This window comes from Mycolicibacterium peregrinum, from assembly GCF_001665625.1.
Taxonomy (GTDB): Bacteria; Actinomycetota; Actinomycetes; order Mycobacteriales; family Mycobacteriaceae; genus Mycobacterium; species Mycobacterium peregrinum_B.
In genome coordinates this window covers 24,982-43,464 of record NZ_LZSY01000044.1, presented here as the reverse complement: position 1 = coordinate 43,464, position 18,483 = coordinate 24,982, and the positions used below count along the sequence as shown (strand labels likewise).

Annotated in this window: 16 protein-coding genes; 10 read left to right on the top strand and 6 right to left on the bottom strand. The window is 66.7% G+C overall.

Going from position 1 to position 18,483, the window contains the following annotated elements; translation table 11 throughout:
* Positions 1-27 precede the first annotated feature (27 nt).
* Positions 28-2,091, bottom strand: a complete 2,064-nt coding sequence (locus tag A5779_RS05970; RefSeq protein ID WP_064879914.1) for an MDR family MFS transporter — start codon at positions 2,089-2,091, stop codon at positions 28-30.
* Between the two features lie 147 nt (positions 2,092-2,238).
* Positions 2,239-2,718: a bacterioferritin gene (gene bfr, locus A5779_RS05965; RefSeq protein ID WP_055120222.1), complete on the bottom strand. Its 480-nt coding sequence runs from the start codon at positions 2,716-2,718 to the stop codon at positions 2,239-2,241.
* 242 nt (positions 2,719-2,960) lie between these two features.
* Between bfr and A5779_RS05960 the strand changes: the two genes are divergently transcribed.
* A complete protein-coding gene (locus A5779_RS05960; protein WP_064879912.1) occupies positions 2,961-3,596 on the top strand; it encodes a hypothetical protein in 636 nt (211 codons plus the stop codon).
* Positions 3,596-3,811, top strand: a complete 216-nt coding sequence (locus tag A5779_RS05955) for a (2Fe-2S)-binding protein (RefSeq protein ID WP_064879910.1) — start codon at positions 3,596-3,598, stop codon at positions 3,809-3,811. The genes A5779_RS05960 and A5779_RS05955 overlap by 1 nt, the downstream gene beginning before the upstream one ends.
* On the opposite strand, the gene A5779_RS05950 is transcribed toward A5779_RS05955, so the two are convergent.
* Both A5779_RS05950 and A5779_RS05945 read right to left on the bottom strand, forming a co-directional pair.
* Positions 3,808-4,563 (bottom strand): enoyl-CoA hydratase/isomerase family protein, encoded by a 756-nt coding sequence (locus A5779_RS05950; RefSeq protein WP_064879908.1) that lies wholly within the window; start codon positions 4,561-4,563, stop codon positions 3,808-3,810. The genes A5779_RS05955 and A5779_RS05950 overlap by 4 nt on opposite strands.
* A gap of 36 nt (positions 4,564-4,599) precedes the next feature.
* The gene (locus A5779_RS05945; protein ID WP_064879906.1) at positions 4,600-5,340 is read right to left on the bottom strand and encodes an EthD domain-containing protein; all 741 of its coding nucleotides are present in this window, start codon (positions 5,338-5,340) and stop codon (positions 4,600-4,602) included.
* 85 nt (positions 5,341-5,425) lie between these two features.
* Between A5779_RS05945 and A5779_RS05940 the strand changes: the two genes are divergently transcribed.
* Entirely contained in the window at positions 5,426-7,447 is a 2,022-nt protein-coding gene (locus A5779_RS05940; RefSeq protein WP_064880001.1) for an FUSC family protein, read from the top strand.
* Here A5779_RS05940 and A5779_RS05935 read toward each other — a convergent pair.
* Entirely contained in the window at positions 7,444-8,073 is a 630-nt protein-coding gene (locus tag A5779_RS05935; protein ID WP_064879904.1) for a PaaI family thioesterase, read from the bottom strand. The two genes, A5779_RS05940 and A5779_RS05935, sit on opposite strands and share 4 nt — an antisense overlap.
* Before the next feature lie 14 nt (positions 8,074-8,087).
* Between A5779_RS05935 and A5779_RS05930 the strand changes: the two genes are divergently transcribed.
* From A5779_RS05930 to A5779_RS05920, 3 genes are read left to right on the top strand one after another with little or no spacing between them, the layout of a single operon-like run.
* Positions 8,088-9,821, top strand: coding sequence for a tetratricopeptide repeat protein (locus A5779_RS05930; protein WP_064879902.1), 1,734 nt, complete (start codon positions 8,088-8,090; stop codon positions 9,819-9,821).
* Between the two features lie 35 nt (positions 9,822-9,856).
* Positions 9,857-10,336, top strand: coding sequence for a nucleoside deaminase (locus A5779_RS05925; protein ID WP_064879900.1), 480 nt, complete (start codon positions 9,857-9,859; stop codon positions 10,334-10,336).
* A complete protein-coding gene (locus A5779_RS05920) occupies positions 10,329-11,630 on the top strand; it encodes an alpha-amylase family protein (RefSeq protein WP_064879898.1) in 1,302 nt (433 codons plus the stop codon). The genes A5779_RS05925 and A5779_RS05920 overlap by 8 nt, the downstream gene beginning before the upstream one ends.
* Here A5779_RS05920 and A5779_RS05915 read toward each other — a convergent pair.
* On the bottom strand, positions 11,614-12,051 hold the full coding sequence (locus tag A5779_RS05915; RefSeq protein WP_064879896.1) for a DUF1810 domain-containing protein: 438 nt from the start codon (positions 12,049-12,051) through the stop codon (positions 11,614-11,616). The genes A5779_RS05920 and A5779_RS05915 overlap by 17 nt on opposite strands.
* Positions 12,052-12,111: 60 nt before the next feature.
* Here A5779_RS05915 and A5779_RS05910 point away from each other — a divergent pair, with 60 nt between their 5' ends.
* The 4 genes from A5779_RS05910 (at position 12,112) to A5779_RS05895 (ending at position 18,481) form a co-directional block, all read left to right on the top strand.
* Positions 12,112-14,265: an adenylate/guanylate cyclase domain-containing protein gene (locus A5779_RS05910; RefSeq protein ID WP_064879894.1), complete on the top strand. Its 2,154-nt coding sequence runs from the start codon at positions 12,112-12,114 to the stop codon at positions 14,263-14,265.
* Positions 14,262-15,662 (top strand): mechanosensitive ion channel family protein, encoded by a 1,401-nt coding sequence (locus A5779_RS05905; protein WP_064879892.1) that lies wholly within the window; start codon positions 14,262-14,264, stop codon positions 15,660-15,662. The genes A5779_RS05910 and A5779_RS05905 overlap by 4 nt, the downstream gene beginning before the upstream one ends.
* A 163-nt stretch (positions 15,663-15,825) precedes the next feature.
* A complete protein-coding gene (locus A5779_RS05900) occupies positions 15,826-16,821 on the top strand; it encodes an esterase family protein (RefSeq protein ID WP_064879890.1) in 996 nt (331 codons plus the stop codon).
* A gap of 79 nt (positions 16,822-16,900) precedes the next feature.
* Positions 16,901-18,481: a molybdopterin-dependent oxidoreductase gene (locus A5779_RS05895; RefSeq protein WP_064879888.1), complete on the top strand. Its 1,581-nt coding sequence runs from the start codon at positions 16,901-16,903 to the stop codon at positions 18,479-18,481.
* Positions 18,482-18,483: the final 2 nt, after the last annotated feature.

The following is an 18,483-nucleotide window of genomic DNA, read 5'->3' as shown; positions in this document are numbered from 1 at the left end:
CAGATTCCGGGAGTTCTGGAACAAGTTCTAGTTTTTGGTTCCCGAGCCGGTCAGCTCGGTGGCGCGGTCGTCGTCTCCCCAGTCCCGCTGCACCACAATCCGGTGCGCGATGCGCTCGAGCGCGGCCTCGACCTGGGCCCGGTCCGGGCGGCCCTCGTACGTCGACGACTCCCCCAGTTTGTCGACGATCCGACCCACCAGCGCCGCCGAGACACCCTCGACCTGCCGCACCCCGGCCTGGGTCAGCCACAGATTGTCCCCGGTACGCAGCACATAGCCGTCCTGCACCAACCGGTTGAAGGTCGGCTCGAGCACTTCGAAGGGCACAACCAGGCGGTCGGCGATCTCGGTCAGGCGAGCCGAGCCGAACACCTGACCGTGTCGGTAGATCTTGAGCAGCGCCCACAACCCCGCGACATCCAGCTCGCACCCCGGCCCTCCGGCCACATTTCGCAACCGGATCTCAGGTGAACTGCGCATCAGCCGGCTGACCACGGTTTCGAGCACCTGGTCCGCCGATTCCGAGCTCGGCATGCCGAAGCCCTCGCCGAGATCCGCCGCCATGGTCGCCTCGGCCTCCAGCAGGGGCACCTCCTTGAGGAACAGCGCCACGATCAGGCCGATCAGCGCCACCGGTGCGGCACAGAGGAACACCAGGTCCAGCGCGTCGGCATAGGCGTTGACGATCGGGGCGGCGACCTCGGGTGGCAGTTCGTGCAGCGCCTTGGGTGAAGCACCCGCCACCGCCGGCGCACCGCTGGCAGCCAGTGCACCGGGCAGGCGATCCGACAGGAAGCCGACGAACAACGAACCGAAGATCGCCGCACCGAACGAACTGCCGATGGTCCGGAAGAACGTCACCCCCGAGGTCGCCACGCCCAGATCGCTGAAATCGGAGGTGTTCTGGACGATGAGGACGAGCACCTGCATACACATGCCGATGCCGGCGCCCAGGATGAGTAGATAGAGCGACTGGATCGGAATCGGTGTCGCGGCATTCATGCGCGACAGCAGCACGAAGCCGACGAGCATGATCGCCGTGCCGGCGATCGGGTAGATCTTGTACCGGCCGGTGCGGCCCACCAGACTGCCGCTGACGGTCGAGGTGACGAGCAGCCCGATGACCATGGGCATGGTGCGCAGCCCGGATTCGGACGGCGATACGCCGTCGACGAACTGCATGAAGGTGGGCATGAACGTCAGGGCGCCCAGCATGGCGAAGCCGACGACCAGCGACAGCACGCAGCACATGGTGAACACCGGATTGCGGAACAGCCGCATCGGCAGAATCGGTTCGACCGCCCGGGTTTCCGCCCGGACGAACATCGCCAGCGCCAGGACAGAACCGATGACCAGCCCGATGATGGTCGGCGAGGTCCACGCGAGTTCGCCGCCCAGGCTGGTGGCCAGCGTGAGACCGGATGCCCCGATTCCGACCCACACGATTCCGGCGTAGTCGATCACCGGGCGCGCACCACGGGACGCCACTGCCGGGATCGTGGCGGCCGCGACGATCAGCACGACGACGCCCACCGGGATGCTGAGCCAGAACGCCCACCGCCAGCCGAGGTGATCGGTGACGAAGCCGCCCAGCAGCGGGCCGGCAACGGTGGTGACACCGAAGACCGCACCCAGCGCACCCTGGTAGCGCCCGCGGTCCCGCAATGGGATGACCTCGGCGATCAGTGCCGAGGACGTCACCATGATCGCGCCGCCGCCGATCCCCTGCAGCGCCCGCGCGGCCACCAGCATGGCCATCGATCCCGACAGTCCGCTGAGGACCGATCCGATCAGAAAACACAGGACCGCCGCCTGGTACACCACTTTTCGGCCGAAGATGTCGCCGACCTTCCCGACGACGGCGGTGACGACGGTGGAGGCCAGGAGATAGCTGGTCACCACCCACGCCTGATGGCCCGCACCGCCGAGGTCCGCCACGACAGTGGGCAGCGCGGTGGCGACGATTGTCTGGTTGAGCGAGGCGAGCAGCATTCCGAGCATGACGGCAACGAACACCAGGTTGCGCCTGCGCACGCTCAGGATCGGGGCGCCGGTCGGCTGCTCGCCGGTGGATGTTGTCGGGGTGGTCATAACTTCCTTTCGCCGGCCTGCCGGTTCACCAGCGATATCGTTAGATAGGCTATGAAAGTTACAGCACGAACAAAGCCGCCCCGAACAGCCGGCGGTTCACCGGCTACCCAGGGCGGCTTGGATTGAAACGGACCGAGCTGCCCGAGCTTATTGGGGCGGGCGGGAGACGCACTGCGCTGCGTAGAGCGCGTCACCCAGCTTCTCCATCAACTCGAGCTGGGTTTCCAGGTAGTCGATGTGCCCTTCCTCGTCCGCCAGGATCGTTTCCAGGATCCGCGCCGACGTCGCGTCCTGCTTTTCGCGGCACATGATGATCCCGGGCTTGAGGCGGGCAACCACCTCGTACTCGATCGCAAGATCGGCCTCGAACTGTTCCCGAAGTGTCTGCCCCACGCGCAGCGAAAAGAGTCGCTGATAGTTGGGCAAGCCGTCGAGGAGCAGGATTCGGTCGGTGATGGTCTCCGCGTGCCGCATCTCTTCGAAAGACTCGGAACGGGTATGTTCGGCCAGTTCGGTAAATCCCCAATTATCTTGCATCTTCGAGTGCAAGAAATATTGGTTAATCGCAGTGAGTTCGCTCGTCAATTGCTCGTTGAGCAATTTCAGAACATCTGGATCGCCTTGCATCGTCACTCCTAAGCACCTTGAGGGCTGGTCAAGTGTTGCCGTTTGCCGTGCACATCCAATCTAGTCCAGGAAGCACGGTGTGACGCAATGATTAACGACCAATTCGGCGTGTTCGTGCGACGCTTCCGGACCCACGGGGGCACCGAGCCTCAAGCGTGGCCACGAGGAGTGGACTGGCTGTCCTAACTAAGGTTAGACTGCGCTAATCTGCCATCGCGCCCCGAAAGAAAGGTCGGCAACAAATGAGTGAGTACGATTTACACTCGCTCATTCTGTCCTGCGATTTCCGCGTCGACGACGTCGACGAAATGTGGAAATGGATGCGGAAACATCGCTCGGGACTATTGTCGATCGGCGCGCATCATGTCGTGCTTTACAAATCAATTTGGGAGCCGGGCCGGGTATTGGTGACAATCGGCATTCGGCATGCGCGGTCCATCCGCGACGTACTGCGTTCACCCGCAATTTTCGAGTGGTTCGATATTTCCGGCGTCGAAGATATTCCGCCGATATTCGGCGGCGAAGTGGTGGAGAAGATCGACCTGACCGGCCCGTCGCCGCAGGGCCACGTGGCCGGGGTGATCGTGGGTGCGGTGGCCACCGTCGACGACGTACCCACCTTGATGCGCAAGGTGCACGACGGCCTCGAGCGCTTCGAGCAGGGCGGCATCCGCAAGATCTGGGTCTACCAGGCACTCGACGACGGCCAGGAAGTGATGATCCTGCAGGAGGTCGCCGACGAGATCAGCGCCCGGCAATGGATCGACCATCCGGATGCGGCGGCCGAGTGGATGACCACGGCGGGTTTCGGTGCCTACCCCAGCCTGTTCGTGGGCAAGTTGGCCCACATCATGAACGTCGACGAGCAGGACGACTGATGTTCGTCTGCCTGTGTACCGGGGCGACCAGTCAGGTCGTCAACGAGATCATCGAGTCCGGCGCCACCACCTCGAAAGAGGTGGCCGAGGCGTGCGGCGCCGGTGCAGACTGCGGCCGGTGCCGACGCACCATCCGCGCCATCATCGCCGCCCATCAGGCGGCCGAGGGGTGCCCCACCCAGTTCAACGGTTGCCCGTCACGGGCCACCCACTAGCGCTTGCGGTCGGCGAACTGAGCCAGCGCGTCGACGTTGGCCGCCGCACCCACCAGTTCGACGAACAACGCCTTCTCGCGCTCCACGGCCGCCGCGATCTGGTCGCGGATCGGAGCCACCATGGCCTGCTTGACGGCCACCAGGCTCGAAATAGGCTTGGCCGACAGGGTTTCGGCGTGTTTCCGAGCCTCGGTCAACAGCGCGTCGGGCTCGCAGACCTTCCACACCAGACCCATCTCGCGGGCCTCGGTGGCGCTCACCCACTCCGAGGACATCAGCAGCCACGCGGCATTCTGCCTGCCGAGCAGTCGGGGCATCAGATACGAGGAGGCCGCCTCGGGCGCCACACCCAGGCTGGTGAACGGGCACTTCAGCCGCGCCGCCGACGACATGAACACGAGGTCGGCGAACCCGAGGATGGTGGCGCCGATACCCACGCCTACCCCGTTCACCGCACAGATCAACGGCTTCGGGAAATCCGCGAGAACCTCGAGCATCCCGTAGAACCCGTGCTCGCCCGGGGTGGATTCCGGGTTGGTGATGCGCTCCTGCATCTCGACGAGGTCGTTGCCCGCACTGAATCCCCGGCCGGCGCCCGTCAACAGCACCACTGCGACGTCGGGATCCTCGGCCGCCGCACGCAGGGCAACGGTCGTCGCGTCGTACAGCGCCTCGTTGAAGGCATTGAGCGCGTCGGGGCGGTTGAGGGTCAGCGTGCGGACCCGGTTGTTGTCCTCGATCAGCAGGGTCATCTCTGTCTCCTCGCGTCGCGCCGTGGCCGCTGCAGCCTAACTAGAACACGTTCCACTCTTGTCGGCCGGGTCCGGTGAGCCGACGAACGGGCTGGAGTAGACGTACCGACTGGTCGGCACGGTGTCGATGTTGCTACTGGCGCCGAACGCATCGGTGCTGGCGACCATGCGGCGCATCCGATCGGCCAGATCGTCGTCGTCGGCGGCGCCGAAGAACGCGTGCAGATCCGACACGGCCTGCTGCCGGAACAGTTCCTCCACGATGCCGTCGATCGCCGGGGCGCCCTCGGTGAGGGCACGCACGACGGTGTTCTGGGTGTAGCCGAAGGTGTCCTGGGTTTCGATGGCCACCGCGGTGTGGTCGACGTGCCAGCGGTGCAGCCAGGTGGCCTGATCGAGGTCGGCGGGCCGGCGCAGCAGCGCGATATTGGCCAGACCGTCGGTGCGCTCACCCACCCCGGTCGGCGGCGCAGGCATCGGGACCGATTCGGTCACCAGGTAGGCGGCGAGTGAATCACATTCGGCAGCAAGCACTTCCAGCGCCTCAGAAATCTGCTCGCCGTAATACTGCCGGGCCCACAGACTGACCACCGCGACCACCGGAGGGTCCAGCGTGGTCAGTGTCATCAACGAATCCCGCACTGCGTCGTCGCGGACGTTGATCGTCAGGCCGGGCAACCCGAGCGCCAGCAACTGACCGGCGACGGTAGTTCGCAGCCGCTCACACCACTGCTGATCCGATTGCGGGGCCCGTAGCAGAACGATGACTTTCTCCACAGACGGAGAACCTACCGGCGGACCGATCCGCGCCACGCGCGGGCGGATGTGCCACCGGCAGCCCGTCGCGAGTGAGAATGGTGGGGTGCACACGGGTGGACAGGCAGCCGACGCACTCCGGCTCAACACCCCCGACGCCGGTGCGGTGGCCCGAAGCCTGATCGGCGTCCTGGCGGTGACTGGGGTCGCCCTGGCGTGGGGTTCCGGCGCGACAGCGATGTGGACGCTGGGCGGCGGCGTGATCGCGAGTGCCATCGCGCTGCAACGCAGCCCCGGGGGCCGGGTCCCGCTGGTGGTGACCGGCTCGATCGAACTGGCCATCGCAGTACTGCTGGGCACCCTGGCCGGGGGGTACAGCCCCGTCTTCATCGCGGTGGTTGCGCTGTGGTGTTTCGCCGCGGGCATGCAGTGGTCACTCGGAGCCAACGCGGGGCTGGTGGCCTCGGCGGCCAGCGCACTGCTGGTGCTGGCGCCGCCGGTCGCACCGACATTGGGCCAGTCACTGCTGGCACCTGTTCTGGTCATCGTCGCCGGAGTGGTCCAGGCCGCGCTCATCGCGGTATGGCCGCCCCGACGCTGGCGCGCCCAGCGCGACGGACTCACCCGGGCGTACCAGTCGTTGGCCGGTGACGCTCGCAACGTCGCCGCCGACTGCACCGCGGCCGTCGACGACGCCCCGCTCACGTGGTTGCGCGAGGTGTTCGCCGACAGCCAGGTGAGTCAACGGCCACGCGCCTACCACGGCGGCTATCGGCTCCCGGAGCGCCTCGCCGGCACCCTCGCCTCGTTGCGTTCCACCGCGGACCGCGACACCTCCACCGATGACGAGAACCCAGGTGACAGCGGACTCCCCCAGTTGCTGACCGCCGCCGCGGTGCTGCTCGACGCGATCGCCGACCACGGACACACCGCGCGCCGCGATGCCGAGCACGCACTGGTCCGCGTCCACACCGCAGCCGCCGCCGTCACCGGGCCAGAAGCGGCGCTGGCACAACGCTTCTGCGAACAGCTGCGCGAGGCCGCGGTGCTGAGATTCGGGCAGCTGCACCGGCCCGACCTGATCGGCTCGCTGGCCTCGGCGCCCGCCGTGGTCCGATCACACCTGACCTGGACCTCGCCGATCCTGCGCCACGCCATCCGGCTGTCGGTGACCACCGCGCTGGCGGTTGCTGCGGCCCGCTACGGCGGGCTGGAGCACGGCTACTGGATGCCACTGACCGCCGTGGTGGTACTGCGGCCGGAAACGGCGCACACCTACACCCGGTGCGCCGGGCGCATGGCCGGCCTCGGCGTCGGCATCATCGTCGCCTCGATCCTCACGTTCGTGTGGCAGCCCGGGCCGATCGGTTCGGCCGTGTGCGCGCTGGTTTTCGTCGGACTGGCCTACGGCGTCGCGCAGTTCGGTTATCTCGCGGTCGGCGCGGCCGTGGGCGCGATCGTCATGTTCGCGGTCGGCGTGAGCGCGTCCGCGCCGTGGTCGGGCAACACGGACCGACTGTTCGCCGTGATGATCGGCGGCGCCCTGGCCGTGATGGCCCACGTGGCCCTGCCCGACCACGCCCTCATCCGGTTACGCCAACGCGCCGGGGAACTGCTGATGACCGAGATCGACTACGCCGCACTGGTGATCAAGGCATTCGTGCACGAAATCGACCACCCGGCAGAGATCCTGTCGGCGGCCTGGCAACGGGCCTTCCGGGCCCGCGCCGCATTCGAGGCCGCGTGGGGCGCCACCAGCCTGGAGCCGCCGGTCCTGCGGCGTTGGCTGCGGTCCTACCGCACCGCACTGAATTCGGTGACCAGCGCCTGCACCACCCTGGAGAACAGCCTGCCGACGCACCCTTCGTCCGCCCTGCACGGCGAGTTCATCGCTGCGGTGGACGATTACGTCGAGGCACTGCGCGGCGCGCCGCCGAGCCCCGCGGTGCCCTGGAGCCTCGACACCGCCGAACTGTCCACCGCACTGCGACGGGTTCACAACGTGGCTTCGACGCTGTCCGCCGACAACGGTGCGGCGCGCATCCTGATCGGCGAACTGAGCACGATCACCCGAAGTCTGCAGGAGATCGCGATCGACCGGGTGGAACCCGCGGGTGATACGCGCTAGCTGCGCGCCCATTTCGGCAGGATGAACACTCCTTCGGCCTCGGCGGTGATTCCTTCAGCATCGGAAACATGGCCGGAGGCAAACGCTTTGATGCCGTCCGTGCGGGTGATCCGCCCCTCGGCGTGCAGATCACCCAACGGGGTGGCCCGCAGATACCGGATGGTCAGGGTTCCGGTGAATCGCGGACGATCGGAGTCGCTGGCAGCCACCTCCCCCAGCACATGATCGAGCACCATCGCCACCATGCCGCCGTGCACGTGGCCAGGCGGCCCTTCATAGGGCGCGCCGAGGTGAAAGTCGGTTCGTACCCCGCCGTCGGGCTCCTTGACCATCACCAGCGGCGGGGCGATCGGGTTGCGGATGCCGATCGCCGGGTTGCCCCACGGCATCCGGTCACCATCGGACGTGAAGCGCACACCGAAGGGACCGTCGATCTGTTTGGCCTGCAGGCGCGCGGTCGCGTCGTCGATCTCGGCCCGTACCGCGGCGACCTCCTCGGCATCCACCTCCGAGCGGATCGAGGCATCGATGAGCGCACGCACCGAGTCGGCCAGCGGTGACCACACCTCCCGCAGACGCTGCACGTCCGCGGAACTGAGACCTTCGACGTGCGTGTAACCCGGCATCCCAGCACTAGAACATGTTCGGCACGCCGGTGTCGAGCCACCCGGGTAGCGTCAGCCTCGTGACGGATCCCGCCCAGACCGAACCGTATTACCGGCTCGGGACCTATCACCGGCCGACGGACACCCCTTCGCCACCGGCCCAGGTCTGGTTCGACCGCGGCATGGTCTGGTCGTACGCCTTCAACCACGAAGAGGCGATCCGGTGCTTCGAGCGTGCCCTGCAACTCGACCCCGAGTTCGCCCTCGCCCGGTGGGGTATCGCCTACGCCGTCGGCCCCAACTACAACAAGGCCTGGGACGCATTCGACCCCGCCGATCTGAGCACGTCGCTGACCCGGGCCCGGGCCGAACTCGAGCGCGCTGCGACCGGCCGGGCATCGACGCTGGAACGCGACCTGATCTCCGCGCTGCAGAAGCGATTTCCGACCGCCGACCCCGATGACGATGAAGCCCTGACGGCCGGGCACGCCGACTACGCCGATGCGATGGCAGCCATGGCCGTGGCCCATCCCGACGACATCGATGTGCAGACCCTGGCCGCCGATGCCCTACTGAACGTGACCGCATGGGCACTGTGGGACGGCCGCACCGGTGAGCCCGCCCCGGGATCTCGTGTGGTGGAGGCCAAACGGATCCTCGACGTCGCGCTGGCGACCGCGGCCGGGCGGCAACACCCAGGGGTGCTGCACCTCTACATCCACGCGATGGAGATGTCGACGACACCACAGGCCGCGCTGCCGGCCGCCGATCTGTTGCGTGGATTGGTGCCCGATGCCGGACACCTGCAACACATGGCCAGCCACATCGACGTGCTGTGCGGCGACTACCGCAGTTCGGTGACGGCCAACCTCGCCGCGGTACACGCCGACCGCAAGTTCGTCGAACGCGAAGGTGCACTCAACTTCTATTCGCTCTACCGTGCCCACGACCTGCATTTCGTGGTGTATTCGGCCATGTTCGAGGGCAGTTCGCAGATCGCGCTGGACGCGGCGGAGGAACTGGCCGCCCAACTGACTCCCGAGGTGTTCTCGGTCGCCTCACCTCCGATGGCCGACTGGCTGGAGGCGTTCGTCCCCTTGCGGGTGCACGTGCTGGTGCGGTTCGGCCGCTGGAACGATCTGATCGCCGAACCTCTTCCCGCCGATCCCGAGCTGTACTGCACCACCACCGCGACGATCCACTACGGCCGGGGCGTCGCCTACGCAGCGACCGGGCAGGTGGAGCAGGCCCGCGCGGAACGAGACAGCTTCGTGGCGGCTTACGCGCGCATTCCCGACTCGCGCTACCTGTTCAACAACACCAGCCTGGACATCCTCGCCATCGCCGAACAGATGCTCAACGGCGAAATCGCCTATCGCGACGGCGATTACGACACTGCCTTCGGCTATCTGCGCCGGGCCATCGAACTCGACGACGCGCTGCCCTACGACGAACCGTGGGGCTGGATGCAACCAACAAGGCACGCCTACGGCGCACTGCTGCTCGAGCAGGGCCACGTCGAGGAGGCCGCCGGAGTCTATGCCGCCGACCTGGGCCTGGATCCGACGCTCAGCCGGTCCAGCCACCATCCGAACAACGTGTGGAGCCTGCACGGCTACCACGAGTGCCTCCGTCGGCTCGGCCGCGACGCCGAGGCCGCCATCATCGGCCAACAACTGGAGTTGGCGCGGGCACGGGCCGACGTTGCCGTGCGCGCCTCCTGCGCCTGCCGCCTCGACGTGGCAGATCCCTGCTGTGGCGGCGCGTGAGCTGCCCGAGGTCGGCACCGGCGTAAACTCGCCTCGTGGCCATCAGCGAGAACGACCTCGGTCAGCTGCGCAAATGTGTCGATTTGGCCCGTGAAGCACTCGAGGACGGCGACGAGCCCTTCGGCTCGATCCTGGTCGACGAGGCAGGGACGACGGTGTTCGCCGACCGCAACCGGGTCAAGGACGGGGATGCCACCCAGCACCCTGAGTTCGCCATCGCCCGCTGGGCCGTCGAGCATCTGAAACCCGAGGACCGGGCCCGCGCCACGGTGTACACCTCCGGCGAACACTGCCCGATATGCTCGGCGGCGCACGCCTGGGTCGGTCTCGGCCGCATCGTCTACGCCACGTCCTCGGCCCAGCTGAGCGGCTGGCTCGCCGAATGGGGCGTCCCGGCCGGACCGGTGGCACCACTGCCCATCACCACCGTGGCTCCTGGTGTAGACGTGGACGGGCCGGCCACCGAACTGGCCGAGACCATGAAAGACCTGTACGCGGCGAAGTTTCGTGGCTGAGCCCGCGTGGATCGCACATGCCATCTGGTGGCAGATCTATCCCCTGGGTTTCGTCGGTGCGTTCCCCGCGGACCCGCCGCCGTCGGCCGACGAGCACCGGTTACGCCGGATCGTCGGCTGGCTGGATCACGCCGTGCAACTCGGCGCCTCGGGCGTCGCGCTCGGACCGATCTTCTCCTCGCGCACCCACGGCTACGACACCACCGATCATTTCCGCATCGATCCGCGCCTGGGTGACGACGAGGACTTCGATCACCTGGTTGCCGAGGCCCGAGGGCGCGGGCTGCGCATCCTGCTCGACGGGGTGTTCAACCATGTCGGCACCGAATTCGCCCAGTACCGGCAGGCGCTCGACGGCGGACCCGACCACCCCGCGTCCCGTTGGTTTCGCCGCCGTGGCAACGGTTTTGACACGTTCGAAGGCCACGGCGAGCTGATCGCGCTCAACCACGACGAGCCCGCGGTGGTCGACCACACCGCCTCGGTGTTGCGGCACTGGCTGAGCCGAGGCGCCGACGGTTGGCGCCTCGACGCGGCGTACGCGGTACCCGACCGGTTCTGGGCGCAGGTGCTGCCGTCGGTGCGCCGCGAGTTCCCCGACGCCTGGTTCGTCGGTGAGGTGATCCACGGTGACTATGCCGCGACCGTCGACGCCTCCACCTTCGACTCGGTGACCCAGTACGAACTGTGGAAGGCGATCTGGAGCAGCCTGAACGACGGCAACTTCCACGAACTGGACTGGGGACTCAAGCGGCACAACGACTTTCTCGGCACGTTCGTACCGCTGACCTTCGTGGGCAATCATGACGTGACCCGGATCGCCAGCCAGTTGCAGAATGCCGCGCACCTAGAACATGCCCTGGTGTTGCTGCTGACGGTCGGAGGAACCCCGAGCATCTATGCCGGCGACGAGTCGGCCTACCGCGGCGTCAAGGAGGAGCGGCGCGGCGGCGACGATGCCGTGCGGCCGGAATTCACCACGGCACCAGAGGATTCCGATGCGCTGCGACTGCATCAGTATCTGATCGGGCTGCGGCGACGGCATCCGTGGCTGCACACCGCGACCACGTCACCGTTGCTACTGACCAACACGCAGTACGTCTACCGGACCGCCGCCGGTCCCGAATCGCTGATCGTCGCGCTCAACATCGGCGATGCACCGCTGCTGTTGTCGCTGCCCGACCTCGGAGTGGCATCGGGTCGGGTGATCGCGGGGTCGGGTGCACCACCCCAGGACGACCTGAGCCAGACGGAGGTTCCTCCGCACGGTTGGCTGATCATTCAGCCGCACTGAGCATTTCGAGAGTCCTCGGATCACCGAGTCCGTCGTAGAACTTGTCGAGCACGGCCTGGAAATCTGCGCGGTCGGCCGGATCGGCAACGGCGGCGAACAGCGTCATGGAGGAGCGGACCTTCAGGCAGTCCGGCCGGCCGAAGATCTGCTCGGCGGTGCGCCCCTCGACCTGCGCAACCAGCCGAGCGCATTCCCGAAGCCTCGAGCCCAGAGTCGGGTGGGCCAGGTACGCACGTGCCTCCTCGGCCGACGCGATGCCGTAGTGGGCAGCCGTCGAGCTCCGGCCGAGCCCGCGCAGCTGGGGGAAGACGAACCAGATCCAGTGACTGCGCTTGCGGCCGTCCCGCAACTCGGCGCAAACGTCTGCATAGACGCCGGCCTGGGCGTCGACGAATCTCTGCAAGTCCAACTGATCAGTCATGACGAAGTTTGTCGCGCAGCCTCACGCAATACATCGTGACAAGCTAATCTTCGGGATTCAATGACTACAACAGCCCCCGCCGAGCGCGTCGCTCCCACCAGGACTGTGCGTCGACGCGTCATGTCCCGGATCAGCATTCAGTCAAAGCTGCTGGTGATGCTGCTGGTGACCAGCATTCTGTCCGCCGCCGTCGTCGGCGCCATCGGCTACCAGTCCGGTAGGTCATCGCTTCGTCAGTCGGTGTTCGACCGGTTGACCGAGGTCCGGGAATCGCAAACACGTCAGCTGGAGTCGAAGTTCGCCGACCTCGAGGATTCCCTGATCGTCTACACCCGGGGAACGACGACGGTCGAGGCCGTGGAGGCATTCTCCGGCGCATTCGGTCAGCTCGGCAACTCGACGATCAACCCACAGCAATGGCAGTCGATCGTCGACTACTACAACGACCAGTTCAAGCCGGTGGAAGAGAAGCAGACCGGTGACACCGTGGATGTGGCACGGCTACTGCCCACCTCCAACGCACAGAAATATCTGCAGGCGAACTACACGGCACCGGTCGCCGACCCGGAGAAGTCGATCAGGGTCGACGACGCCCGTGACGGCAGTGCCTGGTCCGCGGCGAACGCCCGGTTCAACGACTACTTCCGCGAGATCGTCGAACGCTTCCAGTTCGAGGATGCTCTGCTGCTCGACACCGCCGGCAACGTGGTCTACACCGCGTACAAGGGCATCGACCTGGGCACCAACATCGTCACCGGGCCGTACCGGCAGAGCCTGCTGCGCGACGCCTACGAGAAGACCCTGGCGTCCAACACCGTCGACTATGTCGGGGTGACCGATTTCGGTGACTACCAACCGGCCGATGAGCCCACGGCCTGGATGATGGCGCCGGTGGGCCCACCCGGTCGGGTCGAGGGAGTGCTGGCCCTGCAATTCCCGATTTCCAAGATCAACCGGCTCATGACGGCCGACAAGCAGTGGGAAACCGCCGGGATGGGCACCACCGGCGAGACCTTCGTGGTTGGTCCCGATGGTCTCATGAGGTCGGATTCACGTCTGTTCCTGGAGAATCCGCAAAAGTTCGAACGCGACGTCATCGACGCCGGAACACCGCCGGCGGTGGCGCAGAAATCGCTCAGTCAGCACGGGACCACGCTGGTGCAGCCGGTCGAGACGGAGGCCACGCGATCCGCCCTGCGCGGTCAGACCGGGACCGTGATCGAGGACGACTACCTGGGCAACGAGACGCTGCAGGCCTACGCACCGGTGACGCTGCACGGATTGAACTGGTCGATCATCGCCAAGATCGACACGGCGGAGGCCTTCGCGCCCGTGGCGACGTTCACCCGCACCCTGGTGTTGTCGACCGTCGTCATCACCTTCATCGTGTGCCTGGCGGCGATGATGCTGGCCCGGTTGTTCGTCCGGCCACTGCGCAGGCTGGAGGCCGGCGCCCAACAGATCGGCGCAGGCGACTACGACGTGTCGCTTCCCGTGCAATCCAGGGACGAGTTCGGTGATCTGACAACAGCATTCAACGACATGAGCCGCAACCTGGCGATCAAGGAAGATCTGCTCGCCGAGCAGCGCCGGGAGAACGACCGGCTGCTGCGCACGCTCATGCCGGAGTCGGTCGTGCAGCGCTACCGCGACGGCGAGGAGACCATCGCGCAGGACCACCACAACGTGACGGTCCTGTTCGCCGACACGATCGGGTTGGATGAGCTGACCTCCGAGATGCCATCGGAGGAAGCGCTGGCCATCGTCAACCGCCTGGTGCACCAATTCGATGCCGCCGCAGATGATCTCGGCGTAGAACGGGTGCGCACCCTACGCAACGGCTATTGGGCCAGCTCCGGGTTGAGCGTGCCGCGGCTCGACAATGTGCGGCGGACGGTCGACTTCGCCCTCGAAATGCAGCGCATCATCGAACGGTTCAACACCGAGGCCGGGACCGAGCTGGAGCTGCGTGCGGGCATCGATACCGGCGCGGTGAGCAGCGGCCTGGTCGGACGCTCCAACCTGGCTTACGACATGTGGGGTTCGGCGGTCAACCTCGCCTACCGGGTTCAACGGGGCTCACCGCAGCCGGGCGTGTACGTGACCGAGCGGGTGTTCGAGGTGATGGGCGACACTCGCGATCTCGAGCCGGCGGGCACTGTTCAGGTCGACGGGGCCGACGAGCCGATCTGGCAGCTGCGGGACCGACGATGAGCGGCGTGCTCGACGCTCCCTGGTTCTACTGGGCCGTCGGTGTGGCGGTCGGCTTTCCGGTCTGCCTGGTTCTGCTCACCGAACTGCAGAACGCACTGCGCCGGCGCGGCAGCTTCCTGGCCGGTCCGGTTCACCTGGTCCGCACCTACATCCTGCCGCTGGGTGCGCTGCTGATCCTGCTGATCCAGGCGATGCAGATCTCCGGAGAAGCCACGCCGGTGCGGATCGTCTCGACGGTGTTCGGGTTCGTCGTGCTGGTGCTGTTGCTGTCCGGACTCAACGCGACGCTGTTCCAGAGTGCACCGGAAGGCAGCTGGCGCAAACGAATTCCGTCGATCTTCCTCGACGTCGCCCGGTTCGCACTGATCGCCATCGGTATCGGCTTGATCTTCGCCTACATCTGGGGCGCCAACATCGGTGGGCTTTTCACCGCCCTCGGTGTTTCCTCTATCGTGCTGGGCCTGGCCCTGCAGAACTCGGTCGGCCAGATCATCTCCGGGCTTCTCGTGCTGTTCGAGCAGCCGTTCCAACTCGGCGACTGGGTCGATGCGCCGTCGGCGCGCGGACGCGTCGTCGAGGTCAACTGGCGCGCAACACATATCGACACCGGCAGCGGCCTGCAGGTGATCCCGAACTCCGTGCTGGCCGGAGCATCATTCACCAACCTGAGCCGCCCGCTCGGTGCGCACACCATCACGGTGATCACGGTGTTCGCCGTCGATGACGCCCCCGACGAAGTCTGCCGCGTGCTCAACGAGGTGGCCCGCCGACTGCCCCAGCTACGTACCGACGGCACGGTGTCCACGGTCCCGGCCGGCGCATTGCAGTACAAGACCCAGATCCCGCTGCATTCCCCCGCCGACGATTTCTCCGCCAGATCCACCTTCCTTCGCTGGACCTGGTACGCCTCGCGGCGGGCCGGTCTGCACCTGGACGAGGCCGAGGACGAGTTCGCGACCACCGAACGCGTCGAACAAACGCTGCGTCTCATCGCACCGACGCTGCGCCTGAGCCCGGAGGACCAGGGCGAGTTGCTCCCGCACGCCCGGCTCACCCGTTACGGCAGGGACGAGGTCATCCAGGTCGTCGGGCAGGTTCCCAAGCGCATGACTTTCATCGTCGCAGGCACGGTGCAGTTGGCCGTGGCCGGTGCGGACGACCTGTTCGTCCCGGTGCTGTCCCTGGAACAGGGCGACTTTCTCGGGCAGACCGCTCTGACCAGAGAACCGGTCACCACCACGGCATACGCGCTGACCGAGGTCACCGTTGCGCAATTCGACCGCGACTGCATCGAGGATCTGGTGGCGCGAAAGCCGGTGCTGCTTCAGGACATCGGCCGGGCGATCGAGGAGCGCCGGGCCACCGTCAAGCAGGCGCTCACCACGGCCGGACGCTGAGCCTCCCGGCAAAGGGTCTCGGCGCCGAGTTCCAACCGTTAGTAAACCGCGATCTGCGCGACCGGTGTTGTTACGCGTGTGACTGATGTGGCACATGTTTCACTACCGGAGACAAGCGGCAAACTGCTTGAGATACGTGCAGAAAGGACGGTTGGTTGCCGTTATGAAGTTCCTCAACAAGATTCGCGGAGCGTGGACGCGTCGACTGGCGGCCGGGGCAATGGCCGCAGCCACACTTCCCGCGCTGATCGGTATCGCAGGAGGTTCGGCGACCGCTGGCGCATTCTCCCGTCCGGGGCTGCCGGTCGAGTACCTCGATGTGTTCTCGGCGTCGATGAACCGCAACATCCGGGTGCAGTTCCAGGGCGGCGGACCGCATGCGGTCTATCTGCTCGACGGCCTGCGCGCCCAGGACGACTTCAACGGCTGGGACATCAACACCCCGGCGTTCGAGTGGTACAACGACTCGGGCCTGTCGGTGATCATGCCGGTCGGCGGGCAATCCAGCTTCTACACCGACTGGTACCAGCCCTCGAAGGGCAACGGTCAGGACTACACCTACAAGTGGGAGACCTTCCTGACGCAGGAACTCCCCACCTGGCTGGCCGCCAACCGCGGCGTGTCGCAGACCGGCAACGCTGTCGTCGGCATCTCGATGGCGGGCAGCGCGGCGCTGACCTACGCGATCCATCACCCGCAGCAGTTCATCTATGCCGGAACGCTTTCGGGCTTCCTGAACCCGTCCGAGGGCTGGTGGCCGATGCTGATCGGTCTGGCGATGAACGACGCCGGTGGCTACAACGCCGAGAGCATGTGGGGCCCGTCGACCGACGCGGCCTGGAAGCGCAATGACCCGATGGTCAACATCAACCAGCTGGTCGCCAACAACACCCGCCTCTGGATCTACTGCGGCACCGGCACCCCGTCGGACCTCGACGCCGGGACCAACGGCGGCAACCTGATGGCGGCCCAGTTCCTCGAAGGGCTGACACTGCGGACCAACGTCACCTTCCGGGACAACTACATCGCGGCCGGCGGCACCAACGGGGTGTTCAACTTCCCGGCCAACGGAACCCACGCCTGGGGCTACTGGGGACAGCAGCTGCAGCAGATGAAGCCCGACATCCAGCGGGTGCTCGGCGCACAGTCCGCCACCTAGAGATCCACCCACCCGGGGAGCCTGTCGTCACCCCTAACGGCAGGCTCCCTGCCTGGTGTCCGGAGTAGGTTGGGTGACGATGACTCAGTCCTCGTCGTCCTCGTCGGGCCCCTCGTCCGAGCCCTCGCCGAACGCGCGCATGCTCGGCGGAGTTGCCGCCGCCGCGGTCGCGCTCGGCGTCGCCACGCTGGCGGGCATTCCGTTTGGGGCACCGGCCGATCCACGCAACGCGGTCGGCTCGGCGGTCGTGGACCTGACCCCGGGTCCGGTCAAGGAATGGGTGATTCAAACCCTGGGCAGCCTGGACAAGCTGTTTCTCGCCGTCGTCGTGCTGGCGGTCATCGCCACCGTCGCCGCCCTCGCCGCGACGTACGAGACCAGGCACCGTCCGATCGGCAGCGCGATCTTCATCGTCGCCGGACTGATCGCCTGCGCGGCCGTCCTCTCCCGGCCCGGCGCAGCAGTGCTCGACATCGTGCCCACGGTGGTGGGCACCGCGTGTGGGGTGGCGGCGCTGCGACTGCTCGTGCAGCGGGTCTGGACCACCCCCGACGCCGACGCCGCTGCCGACACCGACGCTGAGCACGTCGACACCTCCAGAAGGACATGGTTGGCCACCGCCGGTCTACTCGGATTCGGCGCGGCGACCGGGCTTCTCGGTTTCTTCGTCACCCGGGTGACGAGTTCGGTCGCGGCCGAACGCGAAATCTCGGTACTGCCCCGGCCCCGCGTGCCGGCTCCCCCGGTCCCGCCCGACGTCCAACCGAAAAACGTTGCCCTGCCGAGTTTCATCACCGACAGCGCCGACTTCTACCGCGTCGACACCGCGCTCAGCGTTCCCCAGCTGAGCCGCGACGCGTGGCGGCTACGCATTCACGGCATGGTCGCCCGCGAAATCACCTACAGCTTCGACGACCTTGACCGGTTCGAAGCCGTCGAGAAGGCCGTCACACTCACGTGCGTGTCCAATCAAGTTGGTGGCGACCTGATCTCGAACGGGATGTGGACCGGCTACCGACTCGCCGACCTGCTGCGGGCGGCGGGTGTGGACCCGGGCGCGGACATGTTGCTGTCGACCTCGGTCGACGGATTCACCGTGGGCACCCCGGTCGAAGCCCTGAACGATGGCCGCGACGCGCTGTTGGCCGTCGGCCTCAACGGACAGCCGCTACCCGTCGAGCACGGCTACCCGGCTCGGCTGGTGATCGCCGGACTCTACGGCTACGTGTCGGCCACCAAATGGGTCACCGATCTGGAATTGACCCGCTTCGACCGGGCCGAGGCCTATTGGACCAGACAGGGCTGGGCGCCGCGCGCCCCGATCAAGACCGAGTCACGCATCGACGTCCCGAAGCGGGGCCAGCAGGTGCCGGCGGGGCCGACGACATTCGGCGGTGTGGCCTGGGCGCAGAACCGGGGCGTCCGCGGCGTCGAGGTCCGAATCGACGACGGCCCATGGCAACCCGCCCAATTGGGGGCCGCCTATTCCGACCAGACCTGGCGGTTGTGGAGCCTGCCCTGGCAGGCGAGCGGCCCAGGCGACCACACCATCACGGTGCGGGCCACCGACAACACCGGGGCGGTTCAGACGTCAGACCAAGCCTCGACCGTGCCCGACGGCGCCACCGGCTGGCATACGGTGTACTTCACCGTGGCGTGACG